Source organism: Desulfotomaculum sp. (genome assembly GCF_982386235.1).
The window spans coordinates 16875-40796 of the sequence record NZ_CEVWQM010000032.1; the positions used below are offsets into that span (position 1 = coordinate 16875).

Genomic DNA, 23922 nt, shown 5'->3' on the forward strand with positions numbered 1-23922 from the left:
TTTCCCTCCTAATCTTTCGTTTTGCCAAAGATGTTTAATGAAAATTCCTTTGTGCCCATTAACCCCTGCGGTCTAAAGATCATGATAATAATTAACAGTAAAGCGTAGATAACCAAACGTACTTCAGCGAAACTCTGCAGCGAAGCAGATATTATGGTTAAAACGATGGCTGCTATAATGGAACCTGTTATACTACCTTGACCTCCTAAAACGACCATCACTAGAATATCAAAGGATTTGAGGAAATTGAAGGTGTTTGGTTGGATGGTATAAAAAAAGTGTGCATGTAAGCCACCGGCAAGACCTGCAAAAAATGATCCAATGGTAAAGGCCATAACCTTATATTTAGTTGTATTAATACCCATGGCCTCCGCCGCAATTTCATTTTCGCGAATGGATATCGTTGCTCTACCATGTGTTGAATTAATAAAGTTGGTAATGATAACTACAGTCAAAACGGTTAACCAAAAAATCCAGGTCCAACTTACTGTTTTAGGAATACCTGAAAGTCCGTAGGCTCCTCCGATGTAATCTATATTAACGATAAGGCCGCGAATGATTTCACCAAATCCAAGGGTGGCAATGGCCAAATAGTCACCCCTTAGACGTAATGTTGGCAGACCTACCAAGATGCCAAATATTGCAGCCAATACAGCTCCAAATAAAAGGGCAGCAGGCAAAGGAAGTTGAGCCTTAAGGGTAATTATGGCAGCGCCATAAGCACCTATGGCCATAAAACCGGCGTGGCCAAGTGAAAACTGACCATTAAAACCATTAATTAAGTTTAAACTTACGGCTAAGATGATGTTAATACCGATCAAGATTAGATTTAATTCATAGTAAGGGTTGATCATACCGGAACTAAGTAATAACTGCACAGATAACCAAAAGGCCATCAGAATTAAAAATGTTACTAGTATTTTGCCTTTGTTGTTCTGAAGCATTGACATTCACCTACACTTTCTCCCGGACATTCTTGCCAAAGATCCCAGTGGGCTTAACAATTAAGAAGATGATGAGAATTAAAAAGGCAACCGGATCACGGAACAGAGATTGTCCATAACCACTAACCATCGCCTCAATAATACCTAATAAGAAGCCGCCCGCCATGGCCCCCGGGATGATGCCTATGCCTCCAAGAACAGCAGCTACAAAGGCTTTTAACCCAGGCATAAGACCCATTAATGGGCTAATCGCATTATAGTAAATTCCTACAAGAACACCTGCAGCTGCAGCCAATGCCGAACCAATGGCAAATGTTGCTGAAATGGTGTTATTGACGTTTATTCCCATTAATTGAGCAGCCTGTTTATCATAGGACACTGCACGCATTGCTTTGCCAATCATTGTTTTATGTACAATAAATTGTAGAAGCAGCATTAAAACGACTGTAACTACTAAAATAAGAATTTGGCGATTAGAGATAACTACACTATTAAAAAGGGTATATTGAATATCTGGTAAAACATTAGGAAAAGTACGAACCTGGGGAGAAACAAAAAACATCATGCCATATTCTAATAATAAAGAAACACCAATAGCTGTAATTAAAGCAGCCAGCCGAGGAGCGTTTCGCAAAGGTTTGTAGGCCAGTTTTTCAATGATAACACCGACGACAGCACAAATTATCATTGCCATTAAAAGAGCAGGTACAAATGACCAACCTAGGATGGCTGTAGTATAAAATCCGATATACGCTCCAACCATGTATACATCACCATGAGCGAAGTTAATTAATTGAACGATGCCATAAACCATCGTATAGCCCAAGGCAATAAGTGCATAGATACTGCCCAGGGATATACCGTTAATTAGTTGTTGAAAAAATACATCCATAACAGGCCACCCCTATCAGTTGTTTTAGAAAAATAATGAGGGAGCGAGGACTCCCTCATTACTTAATTGAAATTACCCGTGACTATGGGGTTACATAGGTATTATAAACCTGCTTACCATCTTTCATTTCCAAAATAACAGCACCTTTAACTGGGTTATGCTGCTCGTCAACGGAGAGTTTACCGGTAACGGTCTGCAGATCCTTCGTGGCTGCCAGAGCTTCATTAATTTTTTCAGGTGTGGCGTCGCCAGAACGTTTAATAGCATCTACTAACAAAATGGCTGTGTCATACCCAAGGGCTGCAAATGTGTCGGGAATTTGTCCATATTTTGCTTGATATTTCTCTACAAATTCTTTAACGATCGGATCATCCTGTTGTGAAGAATAATGGTTGGTAAAATATGTGCCATTAAGGGGGTTTGCTCCAGCTATTTCGACAAGTTTAGGAGAATCCCAACCATCAGCACCTAAAAAGGGAGCAGTAAAACCAATTTCTCTTGCTTGTTTAACAATTTTTCCTACAGCTTCATAATATGCCGGAAGATAAATTACGTCTGGATTTAAATTCTTAATCTTCGTTAAGGTCGCTTTGAAGTCTTGATCTTCTGGAACAAAAGCTTCTTTACCTATAATTTTGCCACCCTGTTTAACAAAGGCTTCCTCAAAGAATTGAGCTAGGCCTTTAGCGTAAGGAGACTGGTTGTCTACATAAATAACGGCTGTCTTTGCTTTAAGCTCATTGCTGGCAAAGTTTGACATGACAATACCTTGGAAAGGATCAATAAAACAAGTACGGAAAACATAATCACGTACCTGGTTGGTATTGGGATCTACTGTAACTTCCAGGGCAGTACCAGAAGGAGTAATAATAGGAACTTTGTTATCCATGGCTACTTGCATAGCACCCATGGTATTACCAGAAGTAGCAGCACCAAAAATTGCCACTGCTTTATCCTGGGTGATTAGCCGAGTAGCAACGTTCGTAGATTCTGTGGTTTCGGACTTATTGTCTAATACTTTAAATTTAATTTGCTTGCCAAGAACGCCTTCACCTGCGTTAACTTCATCAAAATACAGCTCGGCACCATTTTTTAAGGCGGTGCCATAGGTAGCCACCGCTCCGCTAAGTTCTAAGTTACCACCAATAATAATTTCTGTTGCATCTGCAGCTTTCTTTTCTTCTGTAGCACCGCCGCCGCATCCGGTTACGAATGCTGTCAACAATGTGATCATTGTTAGGATAGCAAAAATACGGAATTTTTTCATTTCAATCCTCCTCGCCTAATAGTAAAACATTTTGTCCACATAAAGCGTCAGGTTATTAGCCACCCCCTCTAGTTTTTTATTCAACTATTGACTAAAAATTTCGACGCCTTGTTTATTTCAACATGATATTGCAAAATCCTGCAGCATGTTTGGCAATTTGGGAAAAAATTATTAACAGGGCTATTTGCCAGCCGCCAGCCGCTTTTTCGGTTTTCAAATCACTTTAGAGTCGTTCCTAAATCGATGGCACGCACATCCCATATGCTTTAAAGCGGCTGGCGAATGGCTAAAAAAATGCCCCCCAAGATTTGTACAATCTAGGGGGGCGGTATTTTTAGTTAGTCTACTACTTCACAGCAGCCATGATATCAGCAAGAACTATACTGATTTCTTGATCGCCATTAATGTCTTTCAAGATACCCTTGGCATCATAATAATCGATTAAGGGTTTGGTTTTTTCAATATAGGCATTGAGACGGGTTCCTACGGATTCTTCGTTGTCATCGGAACGCTGATATAACTCACCGCTGCAGGAGTTGCAGACACCTTCTGCTTGGGGAGGATTAAAGATAACGTGATAGGAAGCACCACAGTTTTTGCAAACACGACGTCCGGTTAAACGAGCCATTAATTTCTCTAGGGGAACTTCAATATTGATTACAGCATCAAGCTTAATGCCCATGTCTTGCAGTGTTGCATCTAAGGCAGAGGCTTGTTCTACCGTACGGGGAAAACCATCCAGTAAGAATCCTTGCTTGCAGTCAGCTTGAGATAGACGATCCTTAACCATACCAATAACTACTTCATCAGGAACCAAAGCACCCTTATCCATATACTCTTTAGCCTTTTTACCCATTTCTGTGCCTTCCTTAATAGCAGCACGGAACATATCACCAGTAGAAATATGGGTAATATTTAGTTCTTTTACCAAAACTTCTGCCTGTGTGCCTTTACCAGCACCGGGGGGGCCCATAATTAACAAATTCACAAATATCCCTCCTGAAATTTTTAGTGAGCTCGTCCTAATCATATTGTATATTATATCACAAACTGGTCAATATAGTTTAACAATAAAAACAAAAAATGTTTACCTTGGAAAAGTTTTCTGCCATAATAAGGCCATGGCCCACGGCCAACCCATAAGGAATACCCCAAAGGAGGAAATCGTTAAATATGACAGTAGATGTTGACAAATTTGTTCAAGAACACCAGGAAGAGATTATTACCTTAGTTAATAACAGTCTAAACCGGGCTGGCGATATTGTGGCCAAGAAGGTACAGAACGGGGAAGTGGGTGCAACCATTCAAGATGTTCTGCCGATTATGCTTTACGAGATTCTCCTGACCAACACAGTGGCAACTCTGCGACTTGTTTCTGAGATGATCAATGAGGGTAATTAGCTGTCAGTCTTTAGCCTTCCGCTTTAAAGACTTTGCCCTTGGGGAAAACATGTAGCCTTTGGCCATGAGCCACGGGCTTTTTTTGAATAGATAAGCCCATGGCTCCTTTTTTGTGAAATGATTTACTTGCTTTCTTCCTTAACATAATCTTCCTTGGTTGCTCCACAAGTGCACTTTTGAGGACGACAACGTCCTTCCTTAACGGCTCCGCATTTTTGACATTTCCAAACAGCCATCCCTACCACCTCCTATCTCTAGTATGTGTTAAGGCCTTAGAAATTAGCAGCCGTTCGGATAGCAGCCACCGCTTGGGCCGGATCAGGTGCGCCAAAGATGGCTGAGCCTGCCACCAGGACGTGGGCACCTGCCTGGGTGATTAATGGGGCTGTTTCTGGATTAACCCCTCCATCAACTTCAATTTCTGTGTGTAAGCCTTGGTCCTGGATTTTTTGGGATAACTTTTGAATTTTAGGTAATACCTCGGGAATAAATTTTTGTCCGCCAAAACCAGGGTTTACTGTCATTAATAAAACTAAATCCAGCATCGGCAGCACATGATTCAGGATGCTTAAGGGTGTATGTGGATTTAAGGCCACACCAACCTTTGCTCCTAATTCCTTGATTTGGCTGATGTTGCGATGCAGGTGAGGGCAGGCCTCGGCATGGACACAGACTAAGTCAGCCCCGGCCTTAATAAATTCGGGAACATAACGGTCTGGATTTTCTATCATCAGGTGCACATCAAAAAACATCTTACTATGGGGCCTTAGGGCTTTAACGATCAGTGGGCCAATCGTAATATTGGGGACAAAATGACCATCCATCACATCAATATGCAAATATTCTGCTCCTGCCTGCTCCACTACTTGAACAGATTGAGCCAGGTTAGCAAAATCTGCAGACAGTATGGACGGTGCCAGTTTAATCATGCTAGTATCTCCTCTCCTGTTGCAGGATTTCTAATAAAAAGGCTAAGTAGTTTTGGTATCTTTCTTTATCAATCAATCCCTTTTCTACGGCATCCTTGATGGCACATTGGGGCTCATGATGGTGCAGACAACCGTTAAACTTACATTCAGATATAAAGGTAGCAAACTCAGGAAAATAGTAACATAAATCTTCTTTATTCATTTGGGGCAGATCCAGGCTGGAAAAACCCGGGCTGTCCACTACGTAACCACCATTATTCAAAGGTAATAATTCCACATGACGGGTTGTGTGTTTGCCTCTTTTTAATTTATGGCTGATATCTCCTGTTTTTAGTTCTAGTCCCGGCTGCACTGCATTTAAGAGGCTAGACTTACCAACCCCCGACGGGCCGGCAAAAACGGATGTTTTACCCACCAATAACTGTCTTAACTCGTCAATGCCTTCTCCTTTTTTGGTACTGGCAATAACCGTGGGGTAGCCAATTTTTTTGTATAAACGAAGCCATTCATGATCCCTGCGTCCGGTAAGTAGGTCACCTTTATTTAGACATACTAAGGGTGCAATTTCGGCTGTCTCTGCTAAAACTAGAAAGCGATCGAGAAGAGTTGGGTTTGGTTCTGGATTTTGCACGGCAAAGACAATAACAGCCTGGTCAATATTTGCCACCGCTGGTCTAAATAATTCTGTTTTTCTTGGCAGTACTTCGTCAATACGACCAACATTTTCTTTGATCGGTGTGATCATGACCCGGTCTCCCACGAGGGCAGGCGTATCTTTACCTAAACGAAATTTTCCTCGCAGGGAACATTCCCAAATCTCGTCACCTTTTTTGACATAATAAAAACCACCATAGGCCTTGATTAAAACCCCTTCGAACAATATGACACTCTCCTTGATCCAGGTTCCCTTTAGTCAACTTCCTTTTCATCTTCCAGCTTGTTATCAATAAATACTCTAACGATACCCTTGCCATATAGTCTAACGTTGGTAGCAACATTATCACCGGGCTGGTGCGTATTAATATAAGCGTTCGATTTACCCCTGACATCTTCTGTCTCTATTTTAACCTCATGGCTATGCCCATCCTCCGGTACCAAGAGTTTAACCTTAACCTCCCTTGGTGCAGGTCCCGGACCCGTGCTAATTGTTATTTTTACTTTTTGCCCTTCTTCTAATTCACTGCCATGGCCAGGCTCCTGGGAGGCAATTTGTCCACTGAGATATTCATTGCTTTCGGTTTGTCCGATATTTTCATCCAAATTGAGTTTCAAGGCGGTTAATTCTGCCCGGGCCGCTTCCTGGCTGAGGCCAATGAGATTAGGCACCTTTTGTATTTGTGGTTTAGGGCCTTGACTTAGTCGTAAAATAATTCTACTGCCACGGGGTGCTTTGTTGTTACCCGCCGGTTCCTGCTCTGCCACTAAATCTTTTTCAATGCTGTTGCTGTAAACATACTCCGGCGTATCCACTTGGAACTGTCGATTAATCAAGGAAAATCTTGCTTCATCATAGGATTGTCCAATAACATTTGGTAGGTCAACCAAATCCTGGCCCTTACTCACCACGATAACCACCGGCCGCACCTTTTTCACGATATTGCCAGCCTCAGGTTGTTGGGATATTACTTGATCCTGCTCGATGGTTGCATGGTGCTGCCTGGATATACTTACCTCCAGTCCATAACCCTCCAGTACCTTCACGGCTTCGGCTGACTTCATCCCCGTAACCGGGGGCATTTTAACTTCACCCACATTTAAATAACTGCTGAGAGCAAAGATTAACCCAGCCGTCAATAATAGAACCAATACTCCCAGCATACCCCAGGCAGCAGGTTTCATCTGTATCTTTTTCTTTGGTTCTTCTTTCGCAGGTCTGCCCGCCTTCATTTCATCTTTGATGACAACAGGTCCGGGTAAAACCCTGGTATATTCTTCCTCCTCTGGGTCATAGGCGGCCATATTTTTAGTTTCATCACTGATAGAAACTAAATCATCACCTAGAATTTTGGCACTTTTATGCCTTTTCTCCGGCCTCTTATCCATGGCACGCAAAACAACTTTTTCCAGATCTTCTGGAACATTTGGGTTGATCTCTCTTAATAAAAGAGGTTTTTCCTGAATATGTTTGAGTGCCACACCAATGGCACCATCTGCCTGATAGGGAACCTGGCCGGTTAGCATTTCATAAATCACGACACCCAGGGCGTAAATATCGGATTTTGGCCCCGCCGGCTCTCCCTTGGCCTGTTCTGGCGATATATAATGAACAGAACCGATGATGGTATCCGTGTGCGTGATGGTAGAGGCGCTGGCCTGGGCAATACCGAAATCAGTTAGTTTAGCCCGGCCGCTTCTGGTGATCAATATATTATGGGGTTTCACATCCCTATGAATAATATTGTTTTCATGGGCATGTTCAAGGGCATCGGCGATTTGACGTCCCAGTTGAGTAACCCTGGTTGGGTCTAGGGGGGCTTCCCTGCGAATCATCTCCTTGAGACTTTCCCCATCAATATATTCCATTACCAAGTAGTGGCTTTCATTTTCTTGCCCTACATCATAGATGCTTACTATATTCGGGTGGGACAGACTGGCCACAGCTTGGGCTTCACGACGAAAACGGCGTACAAAATCCTGGTCACTGGCATATTCTGGCCTTAGTACCTTAATGGTAACCAACCGATTTAGAAAGGTATCCTTGCCTTTCCAAACCAGTGCCATTCCTCCGCCGCCCAATTGTTCTAGTATTTCATAACGATTACCCAGAAGTTTGCCTATCATCTTCTGTCTCACTCCTTAATCCACCTGAATTAACAGATGAGAGCTTCAAATATCACTTCTAGCTAGGGCTGCAGAGAATATTTCCCTGGCAATGGGTGCTGCTATTCTGCCGCCTGAGCCTGACTTCTCCACGATCACCGCAACTGCAATTTTGGGGTTTTCTGCCGGGGCATAACCCACATACCAGGCATGGGGCTGACCTTTACCTTGGGATTCTGCGGTCTCAGCCGTGCCTGTTTTTCCTGCCACCTGAATACCTTGGATCGATGCTGCTGTTGCAGTACCCCAGTTTGTTGCTGCTATCATACCCTGGGCAATTTGTTCAGCAACTGCTGGATTTGTTGCAGTTAGCCATAAAGCGTTTTCTGTAACACGGACCGCTTTGCCATTGGGTTTTTTTATTTCTTTTACGATGTACGGCTTCATAATGGTCCCTTTATTTGCAATAGCGGCACAAGCCAAGGCCATCTGAAAGGGGCTGATTAGGGTATCACCTTGTCCAAAGGAGGATTCGGCCAATTGACTTTTATTCCTTCTCTCTTTTGCAGCAAGGGTACCTGCCCTTATTGGTATGCCAATGCTAGGTTTTTCACTTAAACCAAACTTATGAAAGGCAGCCTCAAATTGCCCCCAACTGAGTTGTGATCCTTCTAGGGCAAAATATGTATTACAGGACAGAGCCAAGGCCTGGTTAAAATTCACATTATTGTGGACACCATTGTCTGCAATTCGTTGGCCATTAATCACTGCGTAGCCTGGGCACTGTATCTTATCCTGGGGCTCTAAAATCTTTTGCTCAAGAATGGCAGTACCTGTTACAACTTTAAACACCGAACCGGGCGGGTAAGCCCCTTGGGTGGCTCGGTTTAATAAAGGGGCATTGAGATGATCCTGGTTTAACTGCTGCCAAAGACCGGGGTTATCAATGGCGTTGGCATCAAAGGTCGGGAAACTGGCTAATACGAGAATTTCACCCGTTTGCGGATTCAGTGCCACCACTGCCCCCTTCCTATCCCCTAGGGCATTTAAGGCAGTCTTCTGGAGCGCTGTATCTAACGTTAATACTAAATCATTACCCCGTGGCGTACGGTTTAATATCCCATCCAGAAGATTTTCCACCGCGTCAGCCTCTGTTAAACCGAGAAGTTCTTTACTATAGGAAGCTTCCAGGCCAAATGAACCATATCTTTGGGATACATAACCAGTTACATGGGAAAAGGGTGTCAAATTACCCTGTTTTAGATAAACACGTTCACCCGCCTTACCATGCCAGACCGTTTCTGCTAATTCAATGCCAGTCCGATCATAGATGGTGCCACGGATAATACCAGCTTCCTTAGCCGCCATTCTTTGATTTTGGGGATGTCTGGCCAGGCTTTCTCCTTCAGCCATAACCAGGTAGGTTAAATATAAGATTAAGGCAACAAAGATGAATAATAAGAAGTAACCTAATCTTTTAATATTCTCTGTCATTTCCTCCATTTACCTCGTGGGAGATGTTTAAAATTATACCAAGAATAATAAAATTAGCAATTAAAGAACTGCCGCCATAACTAACAAAGGGTAAAGTTACACCTGTCATTGGCAGAAGCTTAATCACACCTGCGATAATAATAAAGGTTTGCAGACCCATTAATAATGTCAAACCAGCAGTTAATAGCGATAAAAATTGATCCCGGCAATTTAAGGCGATCAGCAACCCCCTAAAAAGAAAACACATATATAAGACTAAGATTGCACAGCCGCCAAAAAGCCCTAACTCTTCTACAATGGCCGAAAAAATAAAATCAGTGTGCACAGCCGGGATTAAATCAGGTAATCCTTTGCCCAGGCCGGTGCCAAAGAGTCCACCTGACCCTAGGGCAAATAGGGATTGTACAATTTGATAACCGCTGCCCTCCAGGTATAACCAGGGATCTAACCAAATATTCACCCGGGCTTGGACATGACTGAAAATGTAGTAAGCCAGAGTTCCTCCCATAAAAAACAGGATCAAACCAAGTATTATATATAACACTCTTGCTGTGGCGGCATAGATCATCGCCAGGAAGGTACAAAAGTAAATGAGAGCGGTTCCTAAATCCCTTTGAAAAACTAAAATAAGCAGTGAGATGCCCCACATTCCCACTAAGGGGCCATATTCACGAATGCCAGGAATGCTTACGCCAAACATTCGTTCATTTCCACTAATTAGCATTCTGCGGTTTTCTGCCAAAAAACTGGCTAAAAACAAAACCAGAAGAATCTTGACAAATTCCGACGGTTGAACTTGAAATAAACCTAGGTTTAACCAACTGCGGGCACCGTACTGTTCTTGGCCCAAAAAAATTGGCACCACAAGCAATACCACACCTACGGCTACGTAAATGTATTTATATTCAGCCAGTTTATCTATGTGTCTAAGAATGGTCGTAACCATAACTAAGACCAGTAACCCTATTAATAACCAGGCAAATTGTCTTTCGGCATATTGGGGACGCAGTCTAAATAAAAAAATAAGTCCAATAGAGGTTAGAGCAGCAGTAATCGGCATTAAATATGGATCACAGCGAAAATCTGCTAATCTCCAGTAGATACTGACAAGACTAAAACCTGCCATCGTACCGACACTCAAAAAGGCTACAAACCACCAGAAAGGAAGTTTGGTACCACTGCTTAAAGATAGTTCGTATACTTTATTTAATTCTGGCTTTCCCAGGTAAAGGGTAATAATTCCCACTGCCAGGAAAGCGGCAATATAATACAGCAAGCTGCGTTCTTCTTTACGCAGATAAGCTAACATCAAGAGCACTCCTCTGACAAGGGGGTCGTTCCCTACATCATATTTCCACTAGAACCATGGTGATATTATCAAGGCCACCACGCTCTAAAGCAATTCTCATTAATTCCCTTAGACATTTCCCAGGATCTGACGGAGTCAAAATTATTTCCTTAATTTCCTGAGGCCTTAAATGATTTGTCAGTCCATCGGTGCAAAACAAAATCTTATCTCCGACCTGGATGTCTTTTCTATACAAGTCTATTCTTATAGTAGGTGCCGTTCCCATGGCCCTGGTTAAGACATTTTTTTGGGGATGATTGATTGCTTGTTCTTCAGTTAGTCCCCCACAACGCAGCATTTCGCCCACCAGGGAGTGGTCATTGGTAATTTGTAAAATGTCATCACTGCGGATTAAGTAAGCCCTGGAATCTCCTACATGGGCAATAATGAGTTCATTTCCCAAAATAATTCCCGCTGTTACAGTGGTACCCATACCACGAAATTGCTCATTTTCACAGGATAACTGGTATATTCTCTGGTTGGCCTCGTCCATGATAGAAAGTAAATTTGTTGCCACATCTTCCTGTTCCACGCTAGAATTTTTTAACTGTTCCTTTAATAAGCTTAGGGCTGTACTACTGGCTATCTCACCAGCCCTGTGACCCCCCATACCATCCGCTACAGCAAAAAGACCAATTTCCGGACAGGCGCACATACTGTCTTCATTGCCGGCCCTAACCAGGCCAATCTCACTTATCTGACTCCATTTCATACGCCCACCTCACAAAATGAAAAATTACATCACCAATTCGAATAAGATCCCCATTTGCCAGTACCGTTTGCTTGTCTATTGGTACATCATTTAAGAATGTATGATTCAAACTATCTAAGTCCTCCAGCCAGTACTGCCCTTGCTTATAGACAATTCTAGTGTGCTCCTGGGATGCATAATGACCACTAAAAATAATATGATTGCCCCGACCCCGTCCTAACCTTGTTTCATCACCCAGCAAAAAAACTTCACCTATTTTTATAAAATCATCACCAGAGGTTACTACTTTTAAAATAGCACCATCTCCATCGGTAATTAAATGCCTTTGACCCGGTAGGTGATTTACCGGAGGATGGTTTTCTGGATACGGCAATGAACCGCTGGACCGATCAATATTTCTTATCTGTTCAATCATACTGGTAGTTAACCTAAAAATAAAAAGGTAGAGCAAAATTAAAAAAAGGGCACGTAAAATTGTTATAACGAGAGCTAACACGATTATAACTCCTTAAATATCAAAACTGTATTACCCAGGGTGATCACATCACCCGATACTAATTTATAGGTATCAATAAGTAAACCATTGACATGGGTTCCATTGGTACTGTTAAGATCGGAGATATAGAAGCCATCCTTGTTTTTTTCGATCTGGGCATGTCGCCTTGAAATACTGTTATCGTTTAAAACGATATCACAGGTATCCCGTCTTCCTATACTTGAATGAATAGCACTTAGCGGAAATTCTTTACCAAGGTCGGCACCTTCTTCTACTACCAGGCTGGCAAAGTAGATTTGTTTCAGCTTGACGAGGGGTGCCGTATCAGAAAACGCTTCATAAGCCTTGGTTTCTTCATGCTTAAGGTTGTTCTCCGGTTGTGCTAGGGTTAGTGATAAAGGTATGTCCCCACCCTCAGAAAAACCAAATTTACTTTCAACAAAAATATCGCCCGGTTCCAGTTCCTTTTGCTCTGAAAAATTAATAATGGGTGACGAAACCAAAGTAAATTTCCTATCCTCCGCATTTTGCACCAGAAATTCCCCCAGCTCCTTTGTTAGAAGCGGGATCATGGGTTGAATATACAAAAAATCTGAGGGATGCAAAAGAATATGATATTCATTTGGCACATAGACATTAGAAACACTGATTCTTCGTTTATCCCGCATGGCCTTGGCTAGTTTTTTGGCAATATCTGTGGGGTGAATAGGCTTGTCAGAGCTGAATTTACCCTTAAAAAAACCCTCAATATATTTTTCTAAGCTGCTTTCCAACCCTGAAAATATACGCATAGTATCACCACCATTTATTTTTCAAATCTACGCCTGAGTTGTCCGCAGGCGGCATCAATATCCGTGCCTAGTTCCCGGCGGACGGTAACATTTAGATCGGCTTCCTCTAAATAGTTACGGAAACTTTCCACTCTTTCCGGTGGTGTTCTCAGAAAACCTTTTTCTTCCACCGGATTGGCCGGGATTAGATTGACATGACACATTAGGCCCTTTAATCCCTCTGCCAGTTGACGGGCATGTCGGTCACTGTCGTTTACGTCAGCCAACAGAGCATATTCGAAGGTTATGCGGCGGCCGGTAATTTTGATATATTCAGAACATGCTGCCAATAACTGCTTTATATTATACCTTCTGTTCATGGGAACTAATTGATCACGCAATTCATCATTGGGGGCGTGCAAAGATACCGCCAAGGTAATGGGGAGCTTTTTCTCTGCCAATTCCAGCATCTTTGGCACAATTCCGCAGGTTGAAAGGGTGATATGACGATAGCCAATATTTAAGGCATACTCCGCATTGACGATTTCCAAAAATTTCATTACATTTTCATAATTGTCCAAGGGTTCCCCTGAACCCATTATAACAATATGACTGACCCTTTCCCCAGTATCCCTTTGGATGCCCATTACCTGGTCATAAATTTCCCCTGGGGTAAGATTCCTTACCAGACCATTTATGGTTGAGGCGCAGAAAAAGCAGCCCATACGGCAACCCACCTGGGTAGAAACACATACTGAATTGCCATAGGAATGTTTCATTAGTACACATTCAACTGCATTGCCATCTGGCAGCCCAAATAAATATTTTCTTGTATCACCCTTTGCCGATACTTGGCTGGTTAATATGGTGGGTTGGCTCAGTTTAGCTACTTCTGCCAGTTTGTCTCGCAAGACCTTGGGTAGGTTCGTCATTTCGGCAAAGGAGGTAACCCCCTGAGCAAAAACCCAACGACAGACCTGATCTGCCCGAAAGGGTTTTTCCCCTAGGCTTAAGAAAAACTCCTTCATTTCCTGTCTATTTAAGTCCCTTAAATTCACTTTATCCGTGATACTTCTAGGCATTTCTACTCAAATCCTTTTTTTCTCATGCGGGCTATAAAGAAGCCATCCATGCCATGAATATGGGGCAATAACATCAAAAAACCATGTTCGGCCGATTCTTCCTGGTCCAGGCCAGGTGGTAGGAATTGTCTCAGATCCCCCATGGTAAATTCGGGATGTCCCTTGAGAAAGTCTTCCACAACCCCTATGTTTTCTTCCCTTGTGATCGTACAGGTACTATAAACCAGAACTCCGCCCGGCCGTAAGCATTGGGCAGCAGATTGCAAAATCTCCTTTTGCAATCTTATGATACCTGGCAATTGACTAGGATCTTTGCGCCATCTGGCATCCGCCCTTCTTCTTAATACCCCCAGCCCGGAACAAGGCGCATCAACTAAAACATAGTCTGCCCAGCCCTGATATTTTTTGTCTAAATCTCTGGCATCGGCTACTTCGACTTGGATGGAGTGGATGCCTAGTCGTTGACAATTCTCTATAATTAAATCTAATTTATGTTTATGTAAATCAAAGGCCATAATTTGCCCACTATCACCCATTATTTGGGCCAAATGAGTTGTTTTACCACCCGGAGCAGCTGCTACGTCCAACACCTTGGCCCCTGAGGAAGGATTTAAAACATGGGCCACCAACATGGAACTTTCATCCTGTACCTGAAATAGACCTTCCTGGAATGGCTTGAGACTCCGATAAGACAAAAAACCATGCAGATTTAAGCCTTCTGGTACATACTGGGTTTCCTTTGCTTCCACTCCTTCTTCTTTTAATCTGTCAATCAAATCCTGTCGGGATATTTTCAACGTGTTTGTTCGCACAGTATTCGGTGCCGGACGATTATTAACTTGGCAGAGGGCAACGGTTTGCTCAAAACCATATTCTTTTAACCATCTTTCCACCAACCAGGTAGGATGTGAATATTTTAGAGCAATGTGGTCAACCGGTGACTCTTTGGGGTCTGGATAGGTCAAGCTTTGCTGTTGCCTTGCTACATTTCGTAAAACGCCATTGACAAACTTGGCTGCCCCAGCATGACCATATTTTTTAGCTAAATTTACGGATTCATTGCAGGCAGCAGAATCTGGGACCCTCGGCATAAACATAATCTGGTAAGTGCCCATTCTTAGGATGTTTCTTATGTAAATTGTTTGTGATGCCAAGGGTTGTTTAAGAAAATGGGCCAGAACCCAATCAATGGTATTGAGGTTCCTTAATATCCCGTAAACAATCTCTGTGGCAAAAGCCCGGTCTAATTTGCCGGGCTGATACTTTTCTAGTAATTTATTTAAGGCAAGGTTAGCATAAGCACCTTCATCTTCTACCGCTTTACTTACTAGAAGTGCAATTTCTCTGGCACTTATATTTTTCAATTGATCCTCTCTTCCCCTTTCCGGTTACCCAGAAAAAACTCAATCGCTTTTGACACTCCAAGTGTGGATACCGATGTATTAATACATGGCCCAAAGGGACGATCATTCAGTACACCTAGTACTGGAATTGGATTACAGTCTTGTATACCGCTGGACAGATCCCTTTCGCAGGCTATTGCTACGATGGCCTTTGGCCGATGCTCTTTAACAAGTTTGCGTGCTAGGGTGCCGCCGGTAGCAATCCCCACATGAATACCGTATTTATCCCTTAAGTCTAGTAGTTCCGAAACCTTACATTTGCCGCAGTGCTTACAATTGTTAATATCATTCGTCACCTTATGGGGACAGGTGTATTCCTGAATACAATGGGGTGCTAATAATAAAATTTGCCTTGGTTCCAGATTGGGCGTATTGGTCCTAACCAGTTCATTATTTACCTCAATAAAAGAATTCTTAATTTTATCGGTATCAATTTTAAAAAGCCTGCCCAGGCCAATGGCAAAGGGAAACAATGACGACATGGCAATCCGCATCAAAGGCTGTAAAGGCTTAATCGTTTGGGCCAGCCAAATGGTTAAGACGATACCACCAAGGCCAAAGCCTACCAGAATAATGGCTAAAATAATAGCCACAACCAGGGCAACCAATACCGTTTGCTGTAACAAAGTGGTGGGATGATAGACCAGATACCAGATCGTAAAGATCGTTAGACCTACAATGACTAAGCTTGCAGCCAACAGGCCCAGGAACAATCTTTTGCGTACTTGTGGTGCCTGGACATGACTCTGTGTTATCAGTGATCCCCCCCCCCTTCTTTTCCTAAAACCGTGCCAGAAAGTAACTGTTTGCCCCGGAGAAACTGCTCAGCCTCCATCCTTTTACTACCCTGAAGCTGTAATTCTTTAATCAAAATTTGTCCTTGTCCGGCTTGTACCAAGATACCTGAAGAATTCGTTTGTAAGACTGTACCTGGTTCAGCAGCATTATTCCCTTGGGGTGGCAGGGCTGTGCGCCATATCTTTAATATTTTATCTCCCCAAGTGGTATAAGTGACAGGCCAGGGGTTCATGCCCCGCACATGATTATGAATCTTGTTAGCACCAGTATGCCATTGAATTAACTCGTTTTCCTTCTTTAACATCGGTGCATAGGTGGCCAAATCATTATTTTGGGGTGTCCTGGGTGTCCGATTTTGTTCCAGTAAGCGAGTGGTTTCTAATAATAATTCTGCCCCCTGGGCCGCCAATTTATCATGTATTTCTCCCACTGTATCCTCTGAACCGATGGACAGATAACTTTTCAGGATCATGTCGCCGGTATCCATTCCCTTATCCATATACATGGTTGTAACCCCGGTTTCTGTCTCTCCATTAATGATCGCCCAGTGGATGGGAGCTGATCCCCGATAATAGGGTAATATGGATGCATGGACGTTAATGCAACCCTTAGGAGGCAAGTCCAGCAACTCCGACGGTAATATTTTTCCATAGGCCACTACGATAATGCATTCCGGATTGATTTCTTCCATTATTTGCAAAAATTCATTTGTCCTAACACTGGTTGGCTGAAGAACAGGTAAATCATAGGCCTCAGCCAAAACCTTGACAGGTGGTGCCTGCACCTGTTTTCCCCTGCCTTTTGGTTTGTCAGGTTGGGTAACTACCGCCACCACTTGTTGTCCTGCCTCAAGCAAGGCTTTTAATGATACTGCAGCAAAATCAGGCGTTCCCATAAATACAATGCGCATGTTAATACCCCTAACTACTCAACCTTACGGAGATTACTTGCTTTATCAACAAAGATAACTCCTTCCAGGTGATCAATCTCGTGCTGGAAGGCCCGGGCCAGAAAACCTTTAACCCGATAGACCACTTCTTCACCTTTGCGATTAAGCCCTTTGGCTACCAGTATATCCGCTCTGGCTACTTCCCCAACCATATTGGGCACGGAAAGACATCCCTCATCATCTACCACGGTGGGACCAGAGGCTTCTAATATCTCTGGATTGACTAATTCGATCAGACCCTCTCCGATATCGATGACGATAACCCTCTTAGAAACCCCAATTTGCGGCGCAGCCAAACCTACCCCTTTGGCTGCATACATGGTATCAGCCATATTATCCAGTAGTTTATGAATATTTGGTGTAACCTCTTTCACCGGTTTGGCTTTTTCCCTTAAAACCTCATCACCGATTTCGACGATTTTGTATACTGCCATTGTCTATTTCCCTCCACTATTGACGTAAGCTTATTTGCTTATTGATTTGCAACTATGTGGCCATGGGCCATGGCCACAAGCGAATGGCTATATCGTCAACGGATCCACATCAATGCTAACCGTGACTTGTTTATAACGAATGCCCAATTGTTCCAAAACAAGGGTAACTATTTTTCGCAGGTCCCGGCTTACCGGACCTCTTAATAGTAGTTGCCACCTGTAACGATCATTAATCCTGGTTATGCCGGCAGGTGCAGGCCCGAGGATATCGATGTTTGACAAATCCGTTTCTTGCCTTGTTTTCGATAAGCGTTCCAGCCAAGCCTGGGCTGCACTGAGTACATCCCCTTCATTTACGCCTGAAAACATGATTCGAATGATAAAACTAAAGGGCGGATAGTATAAGGTTCTTCTCGTTGCCATTTCCTTTTGAAAAAAGTGAATAAAATCATGCTGTTGGGCGTGTAAAATACTATAATGCTCTGGGTCATAGGTTTGAATAATTACCTCGCCCTCAATTTCCCCCCGACCGGCACGCCCCGCAACTTGGGTTAACAATTGAAAGGTTCTTTCGGCTGCCCGGAAATCAGGCATGTGCAGTGTTATATCCGCACTGACTACCCCAACCAATGTTACTTGTGGTATATCTAAACCCTTGGCAATCATTTGCGTACCCACTAATACCTGCGCATCGCCGCCAATGAATTGGTCAAGTAACTTTTGGTGCGAACCTTTGCGGGTGGTAGTATCCGCATCCATTCTAAGTACTTTGATGCTGGGAAAAAGCTTTTTAATTTCTTCCTCTACCCTTTGAGTTCCCAAGCCAAAGTTTCGGATGACGCTACTGGCACAGGAAGGACATTTTTGAGGAATTCGACTGCCATAGCCGCAGTAATGACATCTTAATAATCCGTCTTTGTGGAGAGTCAAAGATATATCACAATGGGGGCACTTAATGACCTGTCCACAATGATGACATACAACAACGGAGGCGTAACCCCGTCGATTTAAGAATATAATACTTTTCTCATTTTTTTCAATACGTTCTGACAAAGCATGGATAAAAAGTCGACTAAAAATACTTTTATTGCCTGAAGCAAACTCCTTGCGAAGATCAACAATGTGAACCACTGGCATTTTTCTTTGGTCCACTCGCTTTGTAAGTTGAATAAGCTGATAAGGGCCACCGGGGCGGGCTCGACAATAACTTTCAATGGCCGGTGTTGCACTGCCCAGTACAACCACCGCTTTATGTTGGGCAGCCCTCTGTAATGCCACTTCCCTGGCATGGTATTTAGGACTTTCGTCCTGTTTATAGGAGGATTCATGCTCCTCATCAATAATGATGACCCCCGGATTCGGTAGTGGTGCAAAGATAGCAGAACGTGCTCCTAAAACAACCTTAGCTTCTCCGTTACGCAGACGTGCCTTTTCGGCATATCTTTCCCCCTGGGATAAGGCACTATGTAACAAGGCCACCTGACTACCAAAACGCAATTTAAATCTTTGCACCATTTGAGGAGTAAGGGAAATCTCTGGTACCAGAACAATGGCCTGACGGTTTTGCCCCAGTGCCTCCTCAATAATTCTCAGGTACACTTCTGTTTTACCACTGCCGGTTACTCCATGCAAAAGCCAGGCAGATGGTTTTTCTTCTTTCAATGCCTGACTGATTTGTGTTACGGCTATGGCTTGTTCCTTTGTAAGGTTTGGTTTAGGGCCTAGATACTGATCGTCTTCTGACCCTGTTAATTCTGTTTCTTTTAGTAAGCCTTTATCAATTAAAGCATTGATGATGGCTGGTGAGGTATTTGCTTCTTTGGCCAACTCCTGTTTATTTAGTCCTGGTTGCCTAAGAGCCACCTCAAGGGCAATTTTTTGTTTGGGGGCCCTTGCCAGCCCGATAAGAAAATCATTTCCTACCGTTGGGATTAATCCTTTTTTTCTTTTTTCTATCTTTAGGCTGCCAACAGATGATCCGGCAATCGTTTGGATCGCATCCCCTAAGCTGCATAAATACCGCTGTACCATCCATTGGGCTGTTTTATATAGCTCTGTATCTAAAAAGGGTTCTCTTTCGATCATACGTTTTATATTCTTTATATTCTTAAAGGCAGGGGGCTCGCCAAAACCGATAACAAACCCCTGTATGAACCTACCAGAAAAGGGTACCTCGACCCGGCTGAACCTTTTTAGTTCGCCCTGAAGGGCCTCCGGTACCCCGTAATGAAAGGTTTGATAGAGGGAGCGAACCGGTACAGGAACAGCCACCTCCGCATATAACATGCTAATTTTCCCCCCGGCGGGTCCTTAATACCTTGATCGCTCGGTCCAGTATTTCCTGGGCTACCTGTTCTTTGGCCATTTTAGAAAGTGGTTCGATCGTTCCGTCAGCCCAGAAGATGCGTACAATATTTGTATTGCAATCAAATCCAGCTCCAGGTAGGGTAACATCGTTGGCAATTAATAGATCTAGGTTTTTCTTCTCCAGTTTACTTTGTGCATAACGCTCAAGATTATGGGTCTCCGCAGCAAAGCCAACCAGTACTTGTTGATCCTTTTTACGAGTTCCCAATTCACCTAGTATATCTGGGTTTTTTTGCAACGGGATGGACATGTTGTCTGCTTGTTTTTTAATTTTATGATCGCTTATTTCCATCGGACCATAATCAGCCACTGCCGCAGCCTTGATAATAAGATCAGAATGATCGGAATGCTTCAAAACAGCATCGCGCATCTCAACTGCTGTTTCAACCCTTATCTTATCGATTGCATTCGGTGCATTTAAATTAGTTGGTCCACTAACCAAAGTAACCTGAGCACCACGCAGAGCCGCACCCTTTGCCAGGGCATAACCCATTTTGCCTGAACTACGGTTGGTTAGATAACGAACGGGATCAAGGGGTTCCCTGGTTGGACCAGCGGTAACCAGAACCCTTAACCCCGCCAGATCCTGGGGGGTTAACATTCGCTCAATGTTATATACTATCTCAGTTGGTTCGGCCAGTCTCCCTTTGCCCGTGGTACCACAGGCCAATGGTCCGATAGAAGGTTCCACAAAATGGCAGCCGTACTCCTTAAGTTTACCTATGTTTAATTGCAATATGGGGTTGTTATACATTGCAACATTCATGGCTGGACAGAACAATACGGGACAGGTGGCAGCCATCAGCAATGTGGAAACCAGATCATCCGCTATGCCATTGGCTGCTTTGCCAATTATATTTGCCGTAGCTGGAACAATGATCAGCAAATCGGTGTTTTGGGCTAAATCAATGTGTAAAACGCCACCAGCAAAACCATTTGGGAAGAGGTCTGTATGTACCGGATTGCCTGAAAGTGTTTCCAAAGTAAGGGGTGTAATAAATTTCTGGGCCGCTGAGGTCATGGCAACCCTCACATTCGCACCAGCTTTTACCAAGGAGCTAACCAGATCAGCCGTTTTATAAGCTGCAATACCACCAGTAATCCCTACGGTAATTTTTTTTCCTGTCAGCAACGATAACACCTCCGTTACTTATGACCTTCTTTGACACGTCGATATAGGATATCTCCATCGGCAAGCTCTTCCAAAGCCAGTGTTACTGGCTTAATCGCTAACGGTGAATTTGTTTCAATTTCTTCTTCAGTAAGTCTACGTGCCCTTTTTGCCGCAGCAACAACTAAGGTATAACGACTATCTACCTTCGTCATTAATTCATCCAGCGTAGGTCGATTCATCATGGTAATTACCCCACTTATAAGTATTTAGCCTTGCATAAATTTACCAATGTCGAAATTAAAGGGTCTGCACTTTTCGGCTTTGATGATACTCTCGATTTGTTCAATCGATTCCTCAACGGTATCATTAACAATCAGATAATCGTATTTTTTGGTGTTGGCGAGTTCTTCGCAAACACATTTTAACCGTTTGTTAATAACTTCCTCTGAATCTGTGCCTCGTTTTATCAGTCTTTCCCTTAACAGGGATAGACCCGGTGGCACCACAAAAATCAATACCCCACGGGGGTATTTTTCTTTTATCTGTAAGGCTCCTTGAATATCGATCTCTAGCACTACATTCTGTCCATTGGACAACTTATCGTCCACAAAATGTTTAGGTGTTCCATAGTAATTATCGTAAACCTTTGCATATTCCAACAATTTGTCTTCAGCCAGCATGGTTTCAAAATTATCTTTATTAATAAAGAAATAGTTTACTCCATCCACTTCACCGGGTCTTGGTGCCCTTGTTGTACAAGAAATGGAAAGGCAAAGATTCTTATTTTTATTGAGCAATCCCTGACATATGGTACCTTTTCCTGCGCCTGAAGGTCCTGATATAACGATTAGTAATCCTTGCCTAGTCATATTTTCACCTAGTCCGTAGGTTCGTCAACCTGTGTAGCTTCTTTACTTACCAGACGATTGGCCACAGTTTCTGGCTGCACAGCAGACAAGATGACATGATCACTATCGGTGATTATTACGGCCCGGGTACGACGGCCATAGGTGGCATCAATCAACATGCCCCTATCCCTGGCTTCAGTAATAATGCGTTTTATAGGAGCGGATTCGGGGCTAACAATAGCAATAATGCGATTAGCTGAAACAATATTGCCAAAGCCAATATTTATAAGCTTAATATCCATGTTTCGTTCCCCCTATTACATTATTCAATATTTTGGACTTGTTCTCTTATTTTTTCAAGTTCACTTTTGGCGTTAACAACAGCCTTTGTAATTGCTAAATCATTAGCCTTGGAACCAATTGTATTAATTTCCCGGTTCATTTCTTGAACGAGAAAATCAAGTTTTCTCCCCACAGAACCGCCTTCTGAGAGAAATTGGTCCAATTGCAACAAATGGCTGTTTAATCGTACAATTTCTTCTGATATGTCTGCTCTGTCTGCAAAGATTGCTATTTCTGCTGCTAGGCGGGTTTCGTCAATGATGCCATTATCTAGCCACTCGGATAGTCTTTGGGACAATTTGTCTCTGTATTCTTGTACAACAAGGGGGGCTCTTTCTGTTATTTTCATGGTAAGATGCCCGATGGTAGCCTTCCTGTTCAAGATATCTTCCTTTAGACGTTCTCCTTCAGTTTGACGCATGGCTAGAAGTGCCTCTAGGGCTTGCTCAGTGGCCTCCTGTATAGCTGGGTACCATAGTTCCAGGTTTTCTTCTGGTTGCTCAAGAGAAATAACGTTTGGCAGTGATATTAGGTCCTTTATAGAGATCTTCTCTTTAATAGACAGGTATTCCGCCAATTCCTCCATTGAATTATGATACGCCACTGCTAAAGCTTTGTCAACTTTTACCGAAGGGGTGATTTCACCCGTCTCTTCTATTGAAATATATCCATCCACACGCCCACGGTTAACTTTGGCCTGGATACTGCGTTTTATTTTATCTTCTATGGGAGTTAGGGATCTGGGTTGCCGAAGAAATACTTCACAATAACGGTTGTTTACAGACTTTAGTTCCACTGTAAACCTACGGCCCTCTATAGATGCCTCACCTCGGCCGTACCCTGTCATACTTTTTATCAATTTTCCACCACCTACTTTTTAATATATCATCATTTCTACCTAAAACTAGATTATCCTTTAATTCTTAAGAAAAATCACGTAAGGTAAAGCAATAGGGCCAGTACTGGGTTATAACCCTATTTTTCATAGTTATACCCAAACTGGCCCTATTATTAGCCATCCGTTTATTAGACGTCAGCTTTTTGCATGTTTTACTTTGGGATCATTTTGGTTATTGCATCAGCGGGGGGGTGCTCACGGAGGGGACTCACGGGGACGGCAGACTGTTACAAAACCATCTCCACCTCTAGTAAAAATGGTAAAATATAAGCAAGAAGAGTACGGATGGAGAGATAGAGATGGGGTACCTAAAAGGAACAAATAGAGAACAATGTGGGCTATGGGTTTTGGAAGATATGGTGGATGGGGAGAGCATGGCTCGCGTGATCGATCGATACATTGAGGTACTCAATTTGAGGCAACTGGGATTCACACGAACCATTCCAGCGGATACAGGACGCCCGGCATATCCTCCCCAGGCACTGTGCAAGCTGTATGTCTATGGCTATGAGAACGGTATTCGCTCGTCCCGAAAACTGGAGCGTGAAGCACGGCGAAACGTAGAAGTCATGTGGCTTTTGGAGGGTCTTACACCGGACTACAAAACCATATCAGAGTTCCGGCGTGAAAACGTGCGCCCATTGCAAAAGCTGTTCCGGGAATTTGTACGGCTA

Annotated in this window: 26 protein-coding genes; 2 read left to right on the forward strand and 24 right to left on the reverse strand. The window is 43.2% G+C overall.

What is annotated here, in order from left to right:
- Window positions 1–8 precede the first annotated feature (8 nt).
- From AC1U9Z_RS15725 to AC1U9Z_RS15740, 4 genes are all read right to left on the reverse strand, one after another.
- A complete protein-coding gene (locus tag AC1U9Z_RS15725) occupies window positions 9–950 on the reverse strand; it encodes a branched-chain amino acid ABC transporter permease (RefSeq protein WP_333530849.1) in 942 nt (313 codons plus the stop codon).
- A gap of 4 nt (window positions 951–954) precedes the next feature.
- Complete coding sequence (locus AC1U9Z_RS15730) at window positions 955–1836, reverse strand: branched-chain amino acid ABC transporter permease (RefSeq protein ID WP_479958289.1); 882 nt, start codon at window positions 1834–1836, stop codon at window positions 955–957.
- Between the two features lie 82 nt (window positions 1837–1918).
- Complete coding sequence (locus AC1U9Z_RS15735) at window positions 1919–3103, reverse strand: ABC transporter substrate-binding protein (protein WP_333530851.1); 1185 nt, start codon at window positions 3101–3103, stop codon at window positions 1919–1921.
- A 346-nt stretch (window positions 3104–3449) separates the two neighbouring features.
- Window positions 3450–4091: an adenylate kinase gene (locus AC1U9Z_RS15740; RefSeq protein WP_479958290.1), complete on the reverse strand. Its 642-nt coding sequence runs from the start codon at window positions 4089–4091 to the stop codon at window positions 3450–3452.
- A 185-nt stretch (window positions 4092–4276) separates the two neighbouring features.
- On the opposite strand from AC1U9Z_RS15740, the gene AC1U9Z_RS15745 reads away from it, so the two are divergent.
- Window positions 4277–4504, forward strand: a complete 228-nt coding sequence (locus AC1U9Z_RS15745; RefSeq protein WP_333530853.1) for a hypothetical protein — start codon at window positions 4277–4279, stop codon at window positions 4502–4504.
- A gap of 122 nt (window positions 4505–4626) precedes the next feature.
- Here the strand turns inward: AC1U9Z_RS15745 and AC1U9Z_RS15750 are convergent, their stop codons facing one another.
- From AC1U9Z_RS15750 to AC1U9Z_RS15845, 20 genes are all read right to left on the reverse strand, one after another.
- Complete coding sequence (locus AC1U9Z_RS15750; protein ID WP_479958291.1) at window positions 4627–4740, reverse strand: RCKP-type rubredoxin-like domain-containing protein; 114 nt, start codon at window positions 4738–4740, stop codon at window positions 4627–4629.
- Between the two features lie 36 nt (window positions 4741–4776).
- Window positions 4777–5433 (reverse strand): ribulose-phosphate 3-epimerase, encoded by a 657-nt coding sequence (gene rpe / locus AC1U9Z_RS15755; protein ID WP_479958292.1) that lies wholly within the window; start codon window positions 5431–5433, stop codon window positions 4777–4779.
- 1 nt (window position 5434) lies between these two features.
- Window positions 5435–6313, reverse strand: coding sequence for a ribosome small subunit-dependent GTPase A (gene rsgA / locus AC1U9Z_RS15760; protein ID WP_479958293.1), 879 nt, complete (start codon window positions 6311–6313; stop codon window positions 5435–5437).
- Window positions 6314–6342: 29 nt separating this feature from the next.
- Window positions 6343–8226, reverse strand: a complete 1884-nt coding sequence (gene pknB, locus AC1U9Z_RS15765) for a Stk1 family PASTA domain-containing Ser/Thr kinase (RefSeq protein ID WP_479958294.1) — start codon at window positions 8224–8226, stop codon at window positions 6343–6345.
- A gap of 33 nt (window positions 8227–8259) precedes the next feature.
- Window positions 8260–9687 (reverse strand): peptidoglycan D,D-transpeptidase FtsI family protein, encoded by a 1428-nt coding sequence (locus AC1U9Z_RS15770; RefSeq protein WP_479958295.1) that lies wholly within the window; start codon window positions 9685–9687, stop codon window positions 8260–8262.
- Window positions 9671–10996: an FtsW/RodA/SpoVE family cell cycle protein gene (locus tag AC1U9Z_RS15775; RefSeq protein WP_479958296.1), complete on the reverse strand. Its 1326-nt coding sequence runs from the start codon at window positions 10994–10996 to the stop codon at window positions 9671–9673. The genes AC1U9Z_RS15770 and AC1U9Z_RS15775 overlap by 17 nt, the downstream gene beginning before the upstream one ends.
- A gap of 37 nt (window positions 10997–11033) precedes the next feature.
- Entirely contained in the window at window positions 11034–11747 is a 714-nt protein-coding gene (locus AC1U9Z_RS15780) for a Stp1/IreP family PP2C-type Ser/Thr phosphatase (protein WP_479958297.1), read from the reverse strand.
- On the reverse strand, window positions 11725–12243 hold the full coding sequence (locus AC1U9Z_RS15785) for an FHA domain-containing protein (protein ID WP_479958298.1): 519 nt from the start codon (window positions 12241–12243) through the stop codon (window positions 11725–11727). The genes AC1U9Z_RS15780 and AC1U9Z_RS15785 overlap by 23 nt, the downstream gene beginning before the upstream one ends.
- Window positions 12244–12245: 2 nt before the next feature.
- Window positions 12246–13034 carry an FhaA domain-containing protein gene (locus tag AC1U9Z_RS15790; protein ID WP_479958299.1) on the reverse strand — a complete coding sequence of 263 codons (789 nt, stop codon included), beginning with the start codon at window positions 13032–13034 and terminating at the stop codon, window positions 12246–12248.
- A gap of 14 nt (window positions 13035–13048) precedes the next feature.
- Window positions 13049–14095, reverse strand: a complete 1047-nt coding sequence (gene rlmN / locus AC1U9Z_RS15795; protein WP_479958300.1) for a dual-specificity RNA methyltransferase RlmN — start codon at window positions 14093–14095, stop codon at window positions 13049–13051.
- 2 nt (window positions 14096–14097) lie between these two features.
- Window positions 14098–15459: a 16S rRNA (cytosine(967)-C(5))-methyltransferase RsmB gene (gene rsmB / locus AC1U9Z_RS15800; protein WP_479958301.1), complete on the reverse strand. Its 1362-nt coding sequence runs from the start codon at window positions 15457–15459 to the stop codon at window positions 14098–14100.
- On the reverse strand, window positions 15456–16196 hold the full coding sequence (locus tag AC1U9Z_RS15805) for a DUF116 domain-containing protein (RefSeq protein ID WP_442886060.1): 741 nt from the start codon (window positions 16194–16196) through the stop codon (window positions 15456–15458). The genes rsmB and AC1U9Z_RS15805 overlap by 4 nt, the downstream gene beginning before the upstream one ends.
- Before the next feature lie 56 nt (window positions 16197–16252).
- Window positions 16253–17206 carry a methionyl-tRNA formyltransferase gene (gene fmt, locus AC1U9Z_RS15810; RefSeq protein WP_479958302.1) on the reverse strand — a complete coding sequence of 318 codons (954 nt, stop codon included), beginning with the start codon at window positions 17204–17206 and terminating at the stop codon, window positions 16253–16255.
- Between the two features lie 14 nt (window positions 17207–17220).
- A complete protein-coding gene (gene def, locus AC1U9Z_RS15815) occupies window positions 17221–17679 on the reverse strand; it encodes a peptide deformylase (protein WP_479958303.1) in 459 nt (152 codons plus the stop codon).
- 87 nt (window positions 17680–17766) lie between these two features.
- Window positions 17767–19965 (reverse strand): primosomal protein N', encoded by a 2199-nt coding sequence (gene priA / locus AC1U9Z_RS15820; RefSeq protein WP_479958304.1) that lies wholly within the window; start codon window positions 19963–19965, stop codon window positions 17767–17769.
- Between the two features lies 1 nt (window position 19966).
- Window positions 19967–21178, reverse strand: coding sequence for a bifunctional phosphopantothenoylcysteine decarboxylase/phosphopantothenate--cysteine ligase CoaBC (gene coaBC / locus AC1U9Z_RS15825; RefSeq protein WP_479958305.1), 1212 nt, complete (start codon window positions 21176–21178; stop codon window positions 19967–19969).
- A 14-nt stretch (window positions 21179–21192) separates the two neighbouring features.
- Window positions 21193–21402 (reverse strand): DNA-directed RNA polymerase subunit omega, encoded by a 210-nt coding sequence (gene rpoZ, locus AC1U9Z_RS15830; RefSeq protein WP_333530870.1) that lies wholly within the window; start codon window positions 21400–21402, stop codon window positions 21193–21195.
- Between the two features lie 24 nt (window positions 21403–21426).
- The gene (gene gmk / locus AC1U9Z_RS15835) at window positions 21427–22029 is read right to left on the reverse strand and encodes a guanylate kinase (protein WP_333530871.1); all 603 of its coding nucleotides are present in this window, start codon (window positions 22027–22029) and stop codon (window positions 21427–21429) included.
- A gap of 8 nt (window positions 22030–22037) precedes the next feature.
- Window positions 22038–22310: an extracellular matrix/biofilm regulator RemA gene (gene remA, locus AC1U9Z_RS15840; RefSeq protein ID WP_333530872.1), complete on the reverse strand. Its 273-nt coding sequence runs from the start codon at window positions 22308–22310 to the stop codon at window positions 22038–22040.
- A 20-nt stretch (window positions 22311–22330) separates the two neighbouring features.
- Window positions 22331–23209, reverse strand: coding sequence for a YicC/YloC family endoribonuclease (locus AC1U9Z_RS15845; RefSeq protein WP_479958306.1), 879 nt, complete (start codon window positions 23207–23209; stop codon window positions 22331–22333).
- Between the two features lie 338 nt (window positions 23210–23547).
- Between AC1U9Z_RS15845 and AC1U9Z_RS15850 the strand changes: the two genes are divergently transcribed.
- The coding region (locus tag AC1U9Z_RS15850; protein ID WP_479957690.1) for a transposase at window positions 23548–23922 on the forward strand (375 nt) is incomplete at its 3' end.